Raw genomic sequence first — 17031 nt, forward strand, 5'->3', positions numbered from 1 at the left:
GTGTCCTGCTTCGACCCGCCGGGCGGTCGGGATAATCTTCCTACCGTGAGGCTCCCACGTCAGTGTTCCAGGCCCGGCTGCGCCAATCCGGCGGTGGCAACCCTGACTTTTGTGTATTCAGATTCCACCGCTGTCGTGGGGCCGCTGGCCACCTCGGCCGAACCGCACTCCTGGGATCTCTGTGACACCCACGCGACCCGGATCACCGTTCCCCGCGGTTGGGAGATGCTGCGCAGCGAGGGTGGTTTCGCCCCACCGCTGCGCGACGAAGACGATCTGACGGCGCTGGCCGATGTCGTACGTGAGGCGTCAGGTGGCGGCGGATTGGTGCCGAGGTCGGCTCCCGTCGCGTCGTCCGAGGCATCCAGTCCCCGCATCCGCTCGCATGCTTCCCGCGAGGAGTCCCTCAGCGGGTCCGATCCGCTTCCCCGCCCGCGACCCGGCCGCCGAGGACATCTCCGAGTCCTACCTGATCCGGTCGACTGACTTCACCGGGCGTGGCCATCGAGGCGGTGGCGAGCTCGACCATCCCGGCTTCGGGATTGTCGATGGCCTTCCTGGCTTTGCGCCGATACCACGCTTTCTCGCCGTAGTTGCTGCCCACCATCACCAGCGCTGCCAGTCCCCAGCCGAGCAGGACATCGATCACGTAGTGCTCCGCCGAGTACACGAGCGTGAACGCCATGATGAGCGCATAGCCGGTGAACAGGGTGCGTCCGAGGGTCTTGGTGCGTGACCACATGAACATCGCGAGCAGCGCGGTCACACCGGCGTGCAACGACGGGATCGCCGCCACCTGATTGGACTTCTCCTGCCCCTGCTCGAGAACGGTCCGGACCGGACCGAAATGCAGGACGTCCCAGCCCCGGCTGGAGATTCGTTCGGTATACGGCGCCGCCCCTGGGTTGGTCGGCTCCACCGGGCCGAGGAGACCGCCGCCGGGGGCGTCCTGCACCGGTTCGGTGATGCACGGAGGGAAGGCCGGGCCGTCGACAACCTCTGCCGAGGTGCATTTCGCTGCCGCCCATGGCGGGGCGGCGGGGACCATGATGTACCCGATGAGTCCGAGGAAGAAGATCGCGACGAAACGCAGAATGAACTTCTTCCACTGCACCCGGTCGCGTAGCCAGAGGTAGCCGGCCAACGCGTACGGCACGATGAAGTACGACATGTAGACCGCGCTGGTGATGACTTCCCACCACTGGGGTTCCGCCATCTTGAGGTGTTCTTGCAGCCACACGGTCGGTACGACACCGAACATCCAGCGATCGGCATCGACAGGCCAAGCCCACTGCGTGGGCATCCCCAGGAATGCGGCAATGCCCCGGGTGGAGTCATAAATCGCGAGCAGGATGCCGAACGGTAGCCAATCCCGGACGACGGACAAGATGTTGCGGCGTCCGATGGAGGCAGCCGCGAGCCCGATCGCGATGGCGAGCAGGACGTACGACCTGCTGAACGACATCGTCCGGGTGCCGAGCAGTACCAGGAGTGTGAGCGCCCAGATCGTCACGGTGACCCGGCGCACGAGTACCAGGTTCAGTTTGGTGGCTCCGAAGCGTGCCGCCGCGAACTCGGCGAAACGCACCCGGGAGTACCACGATGGGGTCGGGTCTTCGGTGTGCCGGCTTTGCAGTTCCGTCATGGTTATCCGGCCGCCACACTGCCCGCGGTCTCCCGCGCGCCGCGAAAAGCGGAGCTCGACCCGACTAGGGTTGAACAGGTACGGGACTCTTCGAGTTCCCGATCACGCACCCGCACACGACAAGAAGGAGCCAACCTGTGAGTGGTCCCGCCAAGGTGTTCAGTCCCGAGCTCGTGAGTGCTGTCATCAAAGCCTATGACGTGCGTGGACTGGTCGGGAGCCAGATCGACGAGGACTTCGTGAGTGCGGTCGGAGCCTCGTTCGCGCGTCTGATGAAGGCCGAGGGCAGCAGCGCGCTGGTGGTCGGCCACGACATGCGTGAATCGTCGCCGGTGCTCGCCTCGGCGTTCGCAGACGGCGCGCTGGCCCAGGGGCTGGACGTGACGATGATCGGCCTGGCGTCCACCGATCAGCTCTACTTCGCGTCGGGTGATCTCGACCGGCCCGGAGCGATGTTCACCGCGAGTCACAATCCCGCGAGCTACAACGGCATCAAGTTGTGCCGGGCGGGTGCCAAACCGGTCGGCCAGGACACCGGTCTCGCCACCATCTCGGCAGAACTGGTCAGTGGTGTGGCCGCACCCGAGGTCACCAGGGGAACCCTCACCGAGCGCGACGTACTCGCGGACTATGCGGCGTATCTGCACAAGCTCGTCGATCTTTCCGGTCTGCGGCACTTGACGGTCGCCGTCGATGCGGGCAATGGCATGGGAGGTCACACAGTTCCGGTGGTCCTCGGCGGTTGCGAGGCGTTCACCGTACGGCCACTCTACTTCGAGCTGGACGGAAGCTTTCCCAACCATGAGGCAAATCCGCTCGATCCCAAGAATCTGATCGACCTGCAGGCCTATGTGAAAGAGACCGGCGCCGACATCGGGCTGGCGTTCGACGGCGACGCCGACCGGTGCTTTGTGGTCGATGAGCTGGGCGAACCGGTGTCGCCCTCGGCGGTGACCGCGCTCGTGGCCGAGCGCGAACTCGCGAAGAATCCCGGCGCCTGTGTGATCCACAATCTGATCACCTCACGGGCGGTTCCCGAACTCGTCCGGGAGTTGGGCGGCGTACCGGTGGTCACGCGCGTTGGCCATTCGTTCATCAAGCAGCGGATGGCCGAGACGGGTGCGGTCTTCGGCGGCGAGCACTCGGCGCACTACTACTTCCGCGAATTCTGGGGTGCTGACTCGGGGCTGCTCGCCGCGATGCACGTGCTGGCCGCCCTCGGCGCCTCCGACGAACCGTTGTCGCAGATGATGGCGCGGTACGAACGGTATTCGAACTCGGGAGAGATCAATTCCACGGTCGACGACCAGGCTGCCCGGACCGCCGCCGTGTTGGCGGACTTCGCCGACGAGACCGCAGGCACCACGAGGATGGATGGGGTGACGGTCGACCTGACCGACGGCTCGTGGTTCAACCTGCGTGCCTCGAACACCGAGCCGCTGCTGAGGCTCAACGTGGAGGCGACGTCGCCCGTTCGGGTGAACGCACTGGTGGAGCGCATCCTCGAAGTGGTTCGTAGTTGAGTGGTTCGCCACCGGGCGGTCGTCGATGGGCCCTGGGGCATTGCGTGTGAGACGCCGCCTGATCGGCTCGGAGCACTAGGCTGGTGACATGCTGACCGGAGCTCGGGACCTCGATGACGTCGCCGCCCTGACGGATGCCGACGTCGAAGGTCTGCTGCCCGCGTCCGCGCTGGCGGGAGCGCAGGTGCGGGCCGTCGTCGCGGCCCGTGAAGAAGGTGCGCTCGAGCCGCTACGGCACCTGCGGCCCCGGGCAGTTGTGGTCGTCTGCGGCGACGGGACGGCAGGGCGGGCGGCGGATCTGGTTCTCGCGCTGGCCGGCCCCCACATCGATGTGCCGCTGATCAAGACCGCCGTACTGCCGTCGTGGATCGGGCCACTGGACGTGGTGGTCGTCGCCGGCGACGACGCGGGGGATCCGCGTCTCGCCGAAGCCGCGTCGAGGGCAGGTCGGCGGCAGGCAGAAGTCGTCATCGCCGGGCCACTCGAGGGTCCGTTGCAGGAGTCGTTGGCCGGTCCGGTGCTCGACATGTCCCCTCGGGTACGGGTGCTCGAGCGCTTCCGTTTCGCCCATTACGTCTGTGTGCTCGTCGCAGTGCTCGACAGTCTGGACGCCGTCCGGATGTCCGGCGAGAGAGCGAAGCTGGCCGAGCTGGCCGACGAACTCGACCGAGAAGCGGCCGGTAATCATCCAGGTAACGAGATGTTCCACAACTCGGCCAAGGAACTGGCAGCCCGGGTGGTCGGCAGACCGACGGTGTGGACCGCGGAGACCCCCGCCGGGATGGCAGTGGCCTCCCACGCAGCACGGACGTTCTTCACGAGTGCGGGAAGTGTCAGCGTGGCAACCGATGTACATGACGTGGTGGCTGCTGGACCGCTACTGCTCCGCACGGCAATGCCTGCCGACTACGACCCGATATTCCACGACACGCAGATCGACGGACCTGCCGCCGCCGAACCGATTCGAGTGCAGGTGCTCACAACCCCCGATCGGGAATGGCTCGCCCGCCGCCTGACCGCGACGTTGCCGGAGGTCGACATACAGATCAGTGGCCCCGCCGCGGCGCCGACCGTGCAGGCGCCGCCCTCGGGCCCGCCGGGGATGGGAGACCTCGTTCCTTTGATGATCCTGGCGCTGCGCACCGAGATGGCCAGTGCTTACCTGCGATTGGTGGGGGAGCGCTGATGCGCCTGCTCGACGGCGTGGTCAGGCCGTATGCCTGGGGGTCGCGGACGGCGTTGGCCGAGTTGCGTGGGCTGCCGACTCCGAGCGCCCATCCCGAGGCCGAGCTGTGGTTCGGAGCCCATCCCGCGGCGCCGGCGCCGGCGCACGACGGCGATTCCACCGCGACGCTGCTCGAGGTGATCGACTCCGACCCTGCGGGTCAGTTGGGGGGACACTGTGTCGATCGGTTCGGTGGTCGTCTGCCGTTCCTGTTGAAAGTTCTTGCGGCGGAAGAACCGTTGTCGCTGCAGGCACATCCCAGCCTGGAACAGGCGAAGGAGGGATACGCCCGCGAGAACGCACAGGGGATCGAGGTGGGGGCCGCCAACCGCAACTACCGTGACGACAACCACAAACCCGAACTGGTGGTGGCGCTCACCGACTTCGATGCGCTCGCGGGCTTCCGCGACATCGCGGACACCATCGAGTTGCTACGGGTCCTGCAGGTTCCTGAGTTGGACAGTCATCTGGGCATGCTCGCGGGGCAGCCGGATCCGCAGGGATTGCGGGCATTGTTCACGACCTGGATCACTCTCCCCGAATCGGCGTTGTCGGTGCTGATCCCGGCAGTCCTGACCGGGGCGATCCACTACCTCGAATCCGGGCAGACGCAGTACGCACCGGTGGCGCGGACGCTTCTCGAGATCGGTGAGAACTATCCGACGGATCCCGGCGTGCTCGCGGTACTGCTGCTGAACCGGGTGACCTTGAAACCCGGGCAGGGGCTCTTCCTCCCGGCCGGCAATCTGCACGCCTACCTCGGTGGTACGGCCATCGAGGTGATGGCGAACTCGGACAACGTGCTACGCGGAGGGTTGACCCCCAAGCACGTCGATGTGCCGGAACTGCTCCGCGTCCTCGATTTCACCCCGGTCACCCCGGCGGACATCGCGCCGTCGGTACACACCGTCAACGCCGAATTGATCTACCAGGCACCGGTCTCGGAGTTTCGACTCTCCAAGGTGGAACTGGACGGAACCGGCATGCGGCGGCCGTCGTCGATCTTGTTCGATGTACCCGGGCCCCAGATCCTGCTGTGCACTTCAGGTTCGATTGAACTGCGCGGATCGGCCAACCACCTACTCGTACCGCAAGGATCCGCCGCCTGGATCGGCGATGACGAACCCGATGTGGTGATCCACGCCGCATCGGCCCACTCGACGTTCTTCCGCGCCCTCGTGCCCGCGAACCCCTAGGTCCACACCAGCGGTCAGCCTTGGCGCGCCATCGACGGCAGGCTGTGGCCGATGAATCCGATCTCATCGCCGGTGGCGACCATCGTCACCATCGTCGAACCATTGGGTGTGCCGACCCAGATATCCTGTGGCGCAGCGTGATTCTGCTGCAACCGAATATCGGCGTCGGTTCCGCCGACTCCGGGCGGCAGCACCGTGATGATGGTGGGCGCGTCGACAGCGACAGGCGTCATCCCGTGAAAAACCGCGACAGAGAAATGCCCCGGCGGCACCCGACCGCCGGACAGTGTCAGCAATCCTGGGTCGCCGACGGCCGATACGAACTGATGCCACTCGGAGGGCTGGTCGGTGTGCACGAGCACGCGGGCACCCACCGCGATCGCCCGCAGCAGCACCTGCTGGGCCAGGTGCAGGCCGCCGCTGATGGCGACGATATGAGGACCTCCACCGAGCAGGTCGACGGCGACGGCGCGGCCACTGTGGTCGGCTCCGATGAGCTGGCCGCAGCCCGCAGCCGACAGGCGCAGGGCTGCCAGCGATTCGAGGGTATGTGCCTGCTCGCTGACCGGCGGCAGCGTGTCCGCCGCGCCGACGGGGAGACTTGCCGCCAGCGCGGCCCGCTGGCGGCCGACGAGTTCGATCAAACCGTCGGTGGCCGGCTCGTCGCCGCCGAGCGTATTGAAGCGAACGAGTGCGCGGAGCGACGTCATGCCGTCGCCTGTGGACCGGAGCCTGAGGGTGAGTGTGGTGGAGAGTGAGGGCACAGCCCACACCGAGCCAAGGGTCGTCGGCAGATGCTCGGGCGCGACGGCGTAGGTCCGCATCCGCAGCCGGTCGGTGGTGACCGAGTCCCAACTCTCGCGGGCGTCGCCGGAATCCGCGCCGTGTGCCAACTGGGTTGTGGCCGCTGTGATCTGAGCGGCGGAGAGGATGGTCACCGACAGTCCCCGTTCGGCGATCCGGTTCGCGACCCTGCGGGTGGCGACGATGGCCGTGCGCAGCGCGCCCTCGGAACCGCCGCCGCGGCGGGCCACGGCATCGGGACAGCGGGTGGGATCGAGACGCAGCACCACGAGCACGGTGCGGTACGCGGTGGCGGGAAGGGGTCCCAGGGTCCGTCGGTACACCTGGGCCACCCGGCCCGTGCCGTGCGTGCGGATCCCGTGGCTGATCACGTCGATCGATTCGAGGGCGATGTCGAATTGCTCGACACACTCCGCCAGCGTCGACAGGGGTACGGAGGGGCCGCCGGTACATCCACCGGGGTCGAGATGGCTCAAAGTCGGGGCGGGGGTGTCGATGCGGACGACGGTCACCATGCAGGCGCCGTCCCAGCGCGCACCGATCGGACCCGTTTCGGGGACCGGTATGTCAAACGGGGCCTGATCGGGCTTCGAGCCGTCGGACTGCGCTGACCCGAACACCTGTCTGCGCCACAGACCCAGCCGAAGGCCGACGCGCTCGGCGCCCGACATCCGGCCCGGTAGCGCGATCAGCATCAGCGACAGCGCGACGGCAAGCGCCACACCACACCACCACAGGGCGCCGGCGTCATAGGACAACACCAGAGCCCCCGCGATCAACAATTCGATCACAACGATCGAGCTCCGCCGCTTTACGTCTGGCGCAAGCGCATTCTTCATGAATTCCCCCACACCCATCGTCCCCCGCGATGCTGCTATACGCTACACCGCGGGAGGACGGGGGGTTCGGCTGTGCCGGCTCAATTGACGACAAAGGCTCAGGTCAATGGCTATCGCTTTTTGCTGCGCCGACTCGAGCACGCGCTGATCCGGCGCGATGTGAGGATGCTGCACGATCCGATGCGTTCGCAGCTGCGTTCACTGATGGTCGGCCTGGTGGTCGCGATACTCGTCGTGGCCGGATTCGGCGTCTACGGATTGATCAAACCGCAAGGTTCGGTGGGTAATTCGAAGATAATCGTGTCCAAGAAGGCGGGCGCGATGTACGTCCTCGTCGACGGTCGTCTGCATCCGGCGCTCAACCTGACCTCGGCCCGGTTGATCACGGGAAGCGATGATTCGCCGAAGTCTGTGAGCGAGAAGAAGCTGACCGGCTACCCACGAGGACCACTTCTCGGGATACCGGGGGCACCTGCGGCGCTTCCCGGTCCGGCCGACACGGAGCTTTCGGACTGGACGGTCTGCGACACCGTCGCGGCGGGGCAGGTGACCACGGTCGCCGCGATCACCACGCCCGAACTCGGCACCCGGATCCGGGCAGCCGGCGGTGGGGAAGCAGTGCTGGTGTCGGTCGGCGACGAGGTGCATCTGGTCGCCGGCGGCACGCGATCTCGTATCGACGTCGACAGTGTCCCGGTGCGGCGGGCCCTGGACATCGACGATGCTGACGTACGACCGATCAGCCCCGGCGTTCTGAACGCACTTCCGGAGACCGATCCCATTGTGGCCCCGTCCATCTCGAATCGGGGTGCCCCCTCGGCGTTGGGCCGCGACATCCCGATCGGCGCCGTGATCAAGGGCACGACGCTGACCGGGGAGTCGACGTTCTACGTGGCGTTGGCGCAAGGCGTACAGCAGATCGGTGAGGTCGCGGCCGAGATCATCCGACAGGCCGACCCGGCCGGTGCCGACAGTGTCCCGACCGTGAGTCCGGCCCAGCTGACCGGCGTCGAGACGGTGAGTGTTCTCCCGGTGGACGAGTTCCCGATGAAGGCGCCGCGGTGGACCGATGTCGAAGCCGATCCGGTGTTGTGCCACGCATGGTCGCGATCTGCCACCGACCACGAAGCCCATGGGCAGTTGCTGCTCGGTTCCACGCTGCCGTTGGGCGCACGCGAAATCCCGGTGGTTCTGGCCGGCGCCGATGGCCCTGGCCCGGGCCTGGATGCGGTCTTCGTCGAACCGGGGCGTGGGCACTATATCCAGGTCACCGGATCCGAACCCGACAGCACCCGGGCGGAATCGCTTTTCTATGTGAACGATTCGGGTGTCCGCTATGGGGTCTCTGACGTAGGGACCGCTGCGGCCATCGGCCTGGGGGACACTCCGGTACCTGCGCCGTGGTCGATCGTGTCGCTGCTCGCGGCCGGCCCCACCCTGTCACGGGACAACGCCCTGGTCTCCCACGACGGCATGGCCCCGGATCCGGCTGCCGCCCGGATCGAGCCGCCGACCGAATGACAGCTCACGACGGAGGGCGAAGCGCGCGAACCAGGTTCTCCCAGTAGTCGCCGATCTCCTCGACGGACATACTGTCGTTGGTGCGCATGTGGTGGATCGCCGGCGCTTCCAACGGCGCCAGGATCGCCATGCACATCACCTCGAGGTTTCCTCGGAAACCCATTTGGGTCAACAGCATTCGTGTGTGCATGACGATGACTGTGCGGGTGGGGTGACTGAAGCGTTGGGGGCCGGTGTCCTCGGCCTCGAGCAAGATGTCCAGGTGCGCTGACGCCGTCGCCAGCCGCGCTCGTCCGAACGCGATCAGGCGGTCGAGTGGGTCGACCCGCTCACCGGGCGAGCCCGGACCCAACGGCGCCGGTCCGGTCAAGAATGCCTGCTGCAACTGCACTTCGGAGTGGTTGAGCAGTGCCAGCATCAAACCCGTGCGGTTGCCAAATCTGCGGAAGACCGTGCCCTTGCCGACGCCGGCCTCACGAGCCACCGCGTCCATCGTCACCGCCGAGGCCCCCTGCGATTCGATCAGGCGAGTCGCGGCCTCCATGAGCAGCTGACGGTTGCGAGCGGCGTCGGCGCGTTCGGAGTCGCCCGACTCGAGGATCGGGAAGACGTGCTGGTGGGCGTTCGACAGGGGCAGCGCCCTGTGGGTCGGGGGTGTGGGTGAACCGAGGTCGAAGACCGGCAGCGCTTCGCTGTTGCCGGTGTGTTTCGGGTCCACACCCTGCGACGGGTGCCGAGAGGGCGTTGACACAACCCGACTGTATCGGGTGCCACGATCCGGAATAGATTCGGACCACGGTCCGTTTTGATCGGTGTCAAGTGTTCGACGTGCGGAGGCCGGGTGGTCAACGGCGGTGAAATCGAGGAGAGCTGTGATGGACGACAAGAACAACACGAAGATCCTGGTATTGGTGGGCAGTCTGCGAAGGGATTCGGTCAACCGGTCGCTCGCCCAGGTGGCGGCCGACAACGCTCCTGCCGGGGTCGAGGTGGAGCTCTATTCCGGACTGGAGTTGCTGCCGTTCTACAACGAGGACATCGACGTCGATCCGGTGAATGCGGAGGTCGTCCGGTTGCGGAAGGCCGTCGCCGACGCCGATGCCGTGCTGATCGCGACCCCGGAATACAACGGGACGATCCCGGCCGTGCTGAAGAACGCGATCGATTGGCTCTCGCGTCCTTACGGGGCGGGTGCGATCACAGGTAAGTCCGTAGGGGTGGTCGGAGCCGCGCTCGCACAGTTCGGCGGTAAGTGGTCGCACGACGACACCAGTCGTTCGGTGGGAATCGCCGGTGGCCGCGTGGTCGAAGACATCGAACTGCACCTCCCCATCGGAACGCTTGAAGGCCGACCGGTCACCGACGTGCCCGAGGTCGTCGAGCAACTGCGCAGGGCCGTCGCCGTCCTCGCTGCCGCGACTGCCGAGGTCACTGCCTGATCAAGCCCACCATCGTCCCCGTCAGCACCGTCCGAGGCAGAACAACAGCCCTCGTGCATCGCTGACGGGGACGTTTGTGTCTGTCGGATCATGGGCACACGACTATGTGACGCACGACACGCCGAGACACGCCGGAATTCAGGCTGGTGCACCCGTGCGACCTGGGACTTTCATGAATGTCATTCGCAACGTGTTGTGTCTTTCACGAATGTCAGACACTAGGTGTAGTGTTTGGAACACTGAACGGCCGCAAGGGGTTGAACCTGAGGAACAGCACCGACGGGCCGACAGAATCAAGATTTGAAACACATTTGGGCAGGTCGCATCAACCGGCCATCGGCACGTCAAGAGGGAGTTCTGGGGATATGACAACTTCGGCCACCGCAACCATCACCGTCTACACCAAGCCTGCGTGCGTGCAGTGCAACGCCACGTACAAGGCCCTCGAGAAGAACGGTCTCGCCTACGAGATCGTCGACATCACCGAAGACTCCGACGCCCGCGACTACGTCATGGCGCTCGGCTACCTGCAGGCCCCGGTTGTCGTCACCGGTGACAGCCACTGGTCGGGCTTCCGTCCCGATCGCATCAAGGCGCTCGTCGCGGCAGCTGCCTGATCCACCGTTCTCAGCTCTACCCGTCAGCAACACCGTGGAGGTCGGGATATGGGGAAGATTCCCGGACACACCACAGACGCAGAGTCCCTCGAGGCGCCGCTGATCGTCTACTTCTCGAGTGTCTCGGAGAACACGCACCGATTCGTCGAAAAGCTCGGTCTGCGAGCGCGCCGGATCCCGCTGATCGACCACGACGGCAGTTTCACCGTCGACGAGCCCTACGTCCTGATCTGCCCCACTTATGGGGGAGGTAAGGCGTCGGGCGAGGTCGGTGGCTTCGTTCCGAAGCAGGTCATCCGTTTCTTGAACAACCCACACAACCGTTCCTTGATCACCGCTGTCATAGCGGCGGGGAATACCAATTTCGGTGAAGAGTTCTGCTTTGCCGGCAACATCATCTCGGCCAAATGTCAGGTGCCCTATCTCTATCGGTTCGAACTGATGGGTGACACCGAGGACGTCGAGCGGGTCCGGACCGGACTCCACCAATTTGCACATGATCAACTCGCACAGGAGCCAGCACAGTGTCGCCAACCGCAACCCCAGTAACCGATGTGCGAGTGGACGCCTCGGGCAGTAAGTCCGGGACGCACGCAGACCCGTCCGGGCGCGACCCGGGTGAGATGGACTACCACTCACTCAATGCGATGCTCAACCTGTACGACGCCGACGGCAAGATCCAGTTCGAGAAGGACCGCGAAGCGGCCAACCAGTACTTCCTGCAGCACGTCAACCAGAACACTGTTTTCTTCCACAACCTGGAGGAGAAGCTCAAGTACCTCGTAGAGGAAAACTATTACGAGCCAGAGGTTTTGGCGAAGTACGACCGTGAGTTCGTCAAGGGACTCTTCGATCACGCCTACAGCAAGAAATTCCGCTTCCCGACGTTCTTGGGCGCGTTCAAGTACTACACCTCGTACACACTGAAGACGTTCGACGGCAAGCGTTACCTCGAGCGGTTCGAGGATCGGGTGTCGATGGTGGCACTGACCCTTGCCGACGGCGACACCGCATTGGCCCGGCACCTGGTCGACGAGATCATCGAAGGTCGCTTCCAGCCGGCCACTCCCACGTTCCTCAACTCGGGTAAGAAGCAGCGTGGCGAGCCCGTGTCGTGCTTCTTGCTTCGCATCGAAGACAACATGGAATCGATCGGTCGCTCGATCAACTCCGCGCTCCAGCTGTCCAAGCGCGGCGGTGGAGTTGCCTTGCTGCTGAGCAACATTCGTGAGCACGGTGCCCCGATCAAGAAGATCGAGAACCAGAGCTCGGGCGTCATTCCGATCATGAAACTGCTCGAGGACTCCTTCAGCTACGCGAATCAGCTCGGAGCCCGTCAGGGTGCCGGCGCGGTGTACCTGCACGCCCACCACCCCGACATCTACCGCTTCCTCGACACCAAGCGGGAGAACGCGGACGAGAAGATCCGGATCAAGACACTCTCACTCGGGGTCGTGATCCCGGACATCACCTTCGAGCTCGCCAAGCGCAACGACGACATGTACCTGTTCAGCCCGTACGACGTGGAGCGCATCTACGGGGTGCCGTTCGCCGACATCAGCGTGTCCGAGAAGTACCACGAGATGGTCGAAGACCGCCGGATCCGCAAGACCAAGATCAAGGCGCGCGAATTCTTCCAGACACTGGCGGAGCTGCAGTTCGAGTCGGGCTACCCGTACATCATGTTCGAGGACACGGTGAACAACGCCAACCCGATCGACGGCAAGATCACCCACTCGAACTTGTGCTCGGAGATCCTCCAGGTCTCGACCGCTTCGACGTTCAACGATGACCTGACCTACTCGCATGTGGGCAAGGACATCTCGTGCAACCTGGGGTCGCTCAACATCGCCAAGACGATGGACTCACCTGACATCGCGCACACCATCGAGACCGCGATCCGGGGCCTGACCGCGGTGTCGGACCAGACCGCCATCACGTCGGTGCCGTCGATCCAGGAGGGCAACGACGCCTCGCACGCCATCGGCCTCGGCCAGATGAACCTGCACGGATACCTCGCTCGCGAGCGGATCTACTACGGGTCCGAAGAGGGCATCGACTTCACGAACATCTACTTCTACACGGTGCTGTTCTACGCCCTGCGGGCCTCGAACCGGATCGCCAAGGAGCGTGGCAAGGCGTTCGGTGGTTTCGAGCGGTCCAAGTACGCCACCGGTGAGTTCTTCGACAAGTACCTCGAGAAGACCTGGGAGCCTGAGACCGACAAGGTCCGAGAGCTGTTCGGGCAGGCCGGAATCGCGATTCCGACGCAGGACGAATGGCGCGAACTCAAGGCGAGCGTGCAGGAGCATGGCATCTACAACCAGAACCTGCAGGCGGTGCCGCCGACCGGATCGATCAGCTACATCAACCACTCGACGAGTTCGATCCACCCGGTGGCCGCGAAGATCGAGATCCGCAAAGAGGGCAAGATCGGCCGCGTCTACTACCCGGCTCCGTTCATGGACAACGACAACCTGGGCTACTACCAGGATGCGTACGAGATCGGGTACGAGAAGATCATCGACACCTACGCCGCGGCGACCCAGCACGTCGATCAGGGTCTGAGCCTGACGCTGTTCTTCAAGGACACCGCCACCACCCGCGATGTGAACAAAGCGCAGATCTACGCATGGCGCAAGGGCATCAAGACGCTCTACTACATCCGCTTGCGTCAGATGGCGCTCGAGGGGACAGAAGTGGAGAACTGCGTCTCATGCATGCTGTGATCACTTGCACGACAACAACTTCGACCACCAGGGGAACACGATGACGTCCACCCAGAGCCACAGCCCGGCCGACGGCGCGCCGATCAAGCTGGTCAGCCGGGTCTCGGCGATCAACTGGAACCGCGTCCCCGACGAGAAGGATGCCGAGGTCTGGGATCGCCTGACCGGTAACTTCTGGCTGCCGGAAAAGGTGCCGGTGTCCAACGACATCCCATCGTGGGGCACGCTCACCGAGGTCGAGAAGCAGCTCACCATGCGGGTCTTCACCGGCCTGACGCTGCTCGACACCATTCAGGGCACCGTCGGCGCGGTCAGCCTCATCCCTGACGCGAGCACCCCGCACGAAGAGGCGGTGCTGACCAACATCGCGTTCATGGAGTCGGTGCACGCCAAGAGCTACAGCTCGATCTTCTCGACGCTGTGCTCCACCAAGGACATCGACGAGGCGTTCCGCTGGTCCGAGGAGAACGAGCAGCTCCAGACCAAGGCCCGCATCGTCATGGACTACTACCGTGGCGACGACCCCCTCAAACGTAAGATCGCCTCGACGCTGCTCGAATCGTTCCTCTTCTACAGCGGTTTCTATCTGCCGATGTACTGGTCGTCGCGGGCAAAGCTCACCAACACCGCCGACCTGATCCGGTTGATCATTCGTGACGAGGCCGTCCACGGTTACTACATCGGGTACAAGTACCAGCGTGCGTTGGAGACCCAGACGGCCGAGCGTCGTCAGGAACTGAAGGACTACACCTTCGAGCTGCTGTTCGAGCTGTATGACAACGAGACCGACTACACCGAGGCGCTCTACGACGACGTCGGCCTCAGCGAAGACGTCAAGAAGTTCTTGCGCTACAACGCCAACAAGGCGCTGATGAACCTCGGCTACGAGGCGATGTTCCCGCGCGACGAGACGGACGTGAACCCGGCGATCCTGTCGGCACTGTCACCGAACGCCGACGAGAACCACGACTTCTTCTCGGGATCCGGTAGCTCGTACGTCATCGGTAAGGCCATCAACACCGAAGACGAGGACTGGGACTTCTGATCCCCTGAAGTTCGCGCCACCTACAGCGAAACGCGCCAGTTGCAACTGGCGCGTTTCGTCGTAGGTGGCGCGAATTCTGGTGGTGCTGTGATCAGGCAGCGACCTCTTCGAGCTTTCCGGTAGCCACATCGAAGATGAACCCGCGTAACGACGTGGTCTTGGTGACGAACGGTGACTTCTCGATGCGAGCGAGCGACTGTTCGACGTCTTCATGGAGATCGGGGAAGGCCTCGGCGGACCAGGACGGTTTGACGCCCAGCTCGTCCTGGATTCCGCGCTTGAAGTCATCGTCGGTGAACGTCAGCATGCCGCAGTCGGTGTGGTGGATCAGGATGATCTCGGTGGTGCCCAGCAACCGCTGGCTGATCGCCAGCGAGCGGATCTCGTCGTCGGTGATGACGCCGCCAGCGTTGCGGATGACGTGCGCCTCGCCATCCCTGAGTCCGAGAATGCGGTAGACGTCGAGGCGGGCGTCCATGCACGCCACGACTGCAACATGGCGGCTCGGTGGAAGGGGTAGGGGACCGGAGAACTGCGCTGCGTAGACGCGATTGTTGTCCAGGTATTCGTCGGTGACAGTCATGCACTCATGCTCATGGGCGCATCAGAAGGGGCACAGGGTTGCCCTCAGCGTGATTTCAATCCCATCCGATCGGCCGACCACCGCGAATGGTTGATCCGCGGATCAGTTCAGTGAGTCCCGGACATTGCCCAGAACGACGTTCGCCGCCGACAGACCGCCCGCGCTGTACCAGACGTCGTCGGCGACGATCAGCACCCGACGCCAGCTCGGAGCACCCATGTCCAGCCAGCGGTCGCTTTCCATGACGGATGTGCCGTACTTCTCGCCGGCAGCGCCCTGGAAGCTGACGTAGACGACATCGCCGTCGGCGATCTCGAAATTCTTGTCGTCGATGACCGTGGCGTCGGGTTCCCGTTGGCCCGGCGGCCGCTGAACCCCGATATCGGTGAGGACTTGCGCCGCGAAGGCGTCAGTGCCCTCCACGATCTCGGAATCCTTGGCAAAGCGCACCAGTGATGCCTGCGAATACCGGGCACCGATACGGTCGCCGACCGCCTTGGACCCGTTCCGGTAGGCCTGCAGTCGTTCTTCACCTGCGCCCGTACGGCCCACCGCAGCCGCGACGGCCGAGAACCGCTTCTCCCAGTCCTGCGCGGGATCGATCGGCACGACCTCGGTGGAGCCCATGGCGTCAGCGAGCGGCGAGTCACCGGTGGTGAGCACCAGGTCCGGGTTCGCCGCGGTCGCCATGGCCACATCGGGCCTGGCTTTTTCGCCGATGGTAGGCAGATCATGGACCTGCTCGCCCATGAAGGTCGGCAGCGATCCACCGACCGTCGTGCTGGCCACAACCCGGGACTGCAGACCCAGAGCGCACAGCGCGTCCAGCAGATTCGGGTCGGCGACCAGGATTCGTTGGGGATCTGGTGCGCCCGGGTCTGCGCCGGCGGTTGGCTGACACGTCAGATTGGTGTCCCGCTTCGGGTCGACCAGATCGACCGACGCGATCCGAGTGGTCGTCGTGGTGATCGTGCCCTCGCCGCCGGGCACCTCGGAGTCGATACAGCCACTCACCGTCGCGCTGACCAGCGCGGCAAGCATCACAGCCGCCCAACCGCGCGGACGGCGGCTCATATTGCTCACTGAAGGACTCTTTCGGTTCTGCGGGCAGGCGGACACGGGTTGAATTCTCGAACAAACTAGCACTCGCGGTAGTGCCGACCGCCGCGGCTTCGAGCTGCCCAGGTCGTTGCTCAAATCAAATACGACACTTCGTAGGACCCACTCAAACGGCGCTCTCGCGACGGGATACGATCGTGCACAGCGCACATTCATCGCCGTGCCCTCATGTCGTGGGCGGGAGAGTATCTCGCCCGGCGGCGTTCCGGAGTGGCCACGCAGGTAGGAGGATCAGTGACCGCGGTAGACCAGCCCACTACTTTGGTGGCTCCGGTACGCCCTTACCCCGAGCGCACGGGGCCCAAGGGGTCGTTCATCTACAAGATGTTGACGACCACCGACCACAAGATGCTCGGCATCATGTACTTGGTCGCGTGCTTCGCGTTCTTCCTCATCGGCGGGCTGATGGCTCTGCTGATGCGGTCCGAGCTGACGGTGCCGGGACTGCAGTTCCTCTCGACCGAGCAGTACAACCAGCTGTTCACGATGCACGGCACCGTGATGTTGCTGATGTACGCCACGCCGATCGTCATCGGCTTCGCGAACGTTGTTCTCCCTCTCCAGATCGGCGCACCCGACGTCGCGTTCCCGCGGCTGAATGCCTTCAGCTTCTGGCTGTTCCTGTTCGGCTCGAGTGTCGCGGTGGCCGGCTTCATCACCCCCGGCGGTGCTGCTGACTTCGGCTGGACCGCGTACACCCCGTTGACCGATGCGGTGCATTCGCCGGGCGCGGGTGCGGACCTGTG

The 17031-nt window shown here is 64.6% G+C and carries 16 protein-coding genes; 11 read left to right on the forward strand and 5 right to left on the reverse strand.

Features of this window, described 5'->3' with window-relative positions:
• Positions 1 to 45 precede the first annotated feature (45 nt).
• On the forward strand, positions 46 to 486 hold the full coding sequence (locus DFR67_RS22980; protein WP_110471804.1) for a DUF3499 domain-containing protein: 441 nt from the start codon (positions 46 to 48) through the stop codon (positions 484 to 486).
• Here DFR67_RS22980 and DFR67_RS22985 read toward each other — a convergent pair.
• The gene (locus DFR67_RS22985) at positions 407 to 1645 is read right to left on the reverse strand and encodes a phosphatase PAP2 family protein (protein WP_110471805.1); all 1239 of its coding nucleotides are present in this window, start codon (positions 1643 to 1645) and stop codon (positions 407 to 409) included. The genes DFR67_RS22980 and DFR67_RS22985 overlap by 80 nt on opposite strands.
• Before the next feature lie 137 nt (positions 1646 to 1782).
• On the opposite strand from DFR67_RS22985, the gene DFR67_RS22990 reads away from it, so the two are divergent.
• The 3 genes from DFR67_RS22990 to manA all read left to right on the forward strand — a co-directional run bounded on the left by DFR67_RS22990 (position 1783) and on the right by manA (position 5589).
• Entirely contained in the window at positions 1783 to 3168 is a 1386-nt protein-coding gene (locus DFR67_RS22990) for a phosphomannomutase/phosphoglucomutase (RefSeq protein WP_211325141.1), read from the forward strand.
• 88 nt (positions 3169 to 3256) lie between these two features.
• Positions 3257 to 4354, forward strand: coding sequence for a hypothetical protein (locus tag DFR67_RS22995; protein ID WP_110471806.1), 1098 nt, complete (start codon positions 3257 to 3259; stop codon positions 4352 to 4354).
• Complete coding sequence (gene manA / locus DFR67_RS23000; protein ID WP_110471807.1) at positions 4354 to 5589, forward strand: mannose-6-phosphate isomerase, class I; 1236 nt, start codon at positions 4354 to 4356, stop codon at positions 5587 to 5589. Before DFR67_RS22995 ends, manA begins: the two co-directional genes overlap by 1 nt.
• 14 nt (positions 5590 to 5603) lie before the next feature.
• Here the strand turns inward: manA and eccE are convergent, their stop codons facing one another.
• The gene (eccE, locus tag DFR67_RS23005) at positions 5604 to 7184 is read right to left on the reverse strand and encodes a type VII secretion protein EccE (protein WP_158540014.1); all 1581 of its coding nucleotides are present in this window, start codon (positions 7182 to 7184) and stop codon (positions 5604 to 5606) included.
• Positions 7185 to 7304: 120 nt separating this feature from the next.
• Here eccE and eccB point away from each other — a divergent pair, with 120 nt between their 5' ends.
• Entirely contained in the window at positions 7305 to 8753 is a 1449-nt protein-coding gene (gene eccB / locus DFR67_RS23010; protein WP_110471809.1) for a type VII secretion protein EccB, read from the forward strand.
• Positions 8754 to 8757: 4 nt separating this feature from the next.
• Here eccB and DFR67_RS23015 read toward each other — a convergent pair whose 3' ends face one another.
• Positions 8758 to 9390, reverse strand: coding sequence for a TetR/AcrR family transcriptional regulator (locus DFR67_RS23015; protein ID WP_245938107.1), 633 nt, complete (start codon positions 9388 to 9390; stop codon positions 8758 to 8760).
• A gap of 238 nt (positions 9391 to 9628) precedes the next feature.
• On the opposite strand from DFR67_RS23015, the gene DFR67_RS23020 reads away from it, so the two are divergent.
• From DFR67_RS23020 to nrdF, 5 genes are all read left to right on the forward strand, one after another.
• The gene (locus DFR67_RS23020; RefSeq protein WP_110471810.1) at positions 9629 to 10192 is read left to right on the forward strand and encodes an NADPH-dependent FMN reductase; all 564 of its coding nucleotides are present in this window, start codon (positions 9629 to 9631) and stop codon (positions 10190 to 10192) included.
• A 365-nt stretch (positions 10193 to 10557) separates the two neighbouring features.
• Positions 10558 to 10809: a redoxin NrdH gene (locus DFR67_RS23025; protein ID WP_110471811.1), complete on the forward strand. Its 252-nt coding sequence runs from the start codon at positions 10558 to 10560 to the stop codon at positions 10807 to 10809.
• Positions 10810 to 10857: 48 nt separating this feature from the next.
• Complete coding sequence (nrdI, locus tag DFR67_RS23030) at positions 10858 to 11358, forward strand: class Ib ribonucleoside-diphosphate reductase assembly flavoprotein NrdI (RefSeq protein ID WP_110471812.1); 501 nt, start codon at positions 10858 to 10860, stop codon at positions 11356 to 11358.
• A complete protein-coding gene (nrdE, locus tag DFR67_RS23035) occupies positions 11334 to 13538 on the forward strand; it encodes a class 1b ribonucleoside-diphosphate reductase subunit alpha (protein ID WP_110471813.1) in 2205 nt (734 codons plus the stop codon). Before nrdI ends, nrdE begins: the two co-directional genes overlap by 25 nt.
• 40 nt (positions 13539 to 13578) lie before the next feature.
• Entirely contained in the window at positions 13579 to 14583 is a 1005-nt protein-coding gene (gene nrdF / locus DFR67_RS23040; protein WP_110471814.1) for a class 1b ribonucleoside-diphosphate reductase subunit beta, read from the forward strand.
• Between the two features lie 91 nt (positions 14584 to 14674).
• Here nrdF and DFR67_RS23045 read toward each other — a convergent pair whose 3' ends face one another.
• Together DFR67_RS23045 and DFR67_RS23050 are read right to left on the reverse strand one after the other, a co-directional pair.
• Positions 14675 to 15166, reverse strand: coding sequence for a beta-class carbonic anhydrase (locus tag DFR67_RS23045; protein WP_110471815.1), 492 nt, complete (start codon positions 15164 to 15166; stop codon positions 14675 to 14677).
• 102 nt (positions 15167 to 15268) lie between these two features.
• Positions 15269 to 16240: a TroA family protein gene (locus tag DFR67_RS23050; RefSeq protein WP_110471816.1), complete on the reverse strand. Its 972-nt coding sequence runs from the start codon at positions 16238 to 16240 to the stop codon at positions 15269 to 15271.
• A gap of 279 nt (positions 16241 to 16519) precedes the next feature.
• Between DFR67_RS23050 and DFR67_RS23055 the strand changes: the two genes are divergently transcribed.
• Positions 16520 to 17031: cbb3-type cytochrome c oxidase subunit I (locus DFR67_RS23055; protein ID WP_211325142.1), on the forward strand; the 512-nt coding region annotated here is incomplete at its 3' end.

This window comes from Williamsia limnetica (assembly GCF_003217475.1).
In the GTDB taxonomy this organism is placed as follows: domain Bacteria; phylum Actinomycetota; class Actinomycetes; order Mycobacteriales; family Mycobacteriaceae; genus Williamsia; species Williamsia limnetica.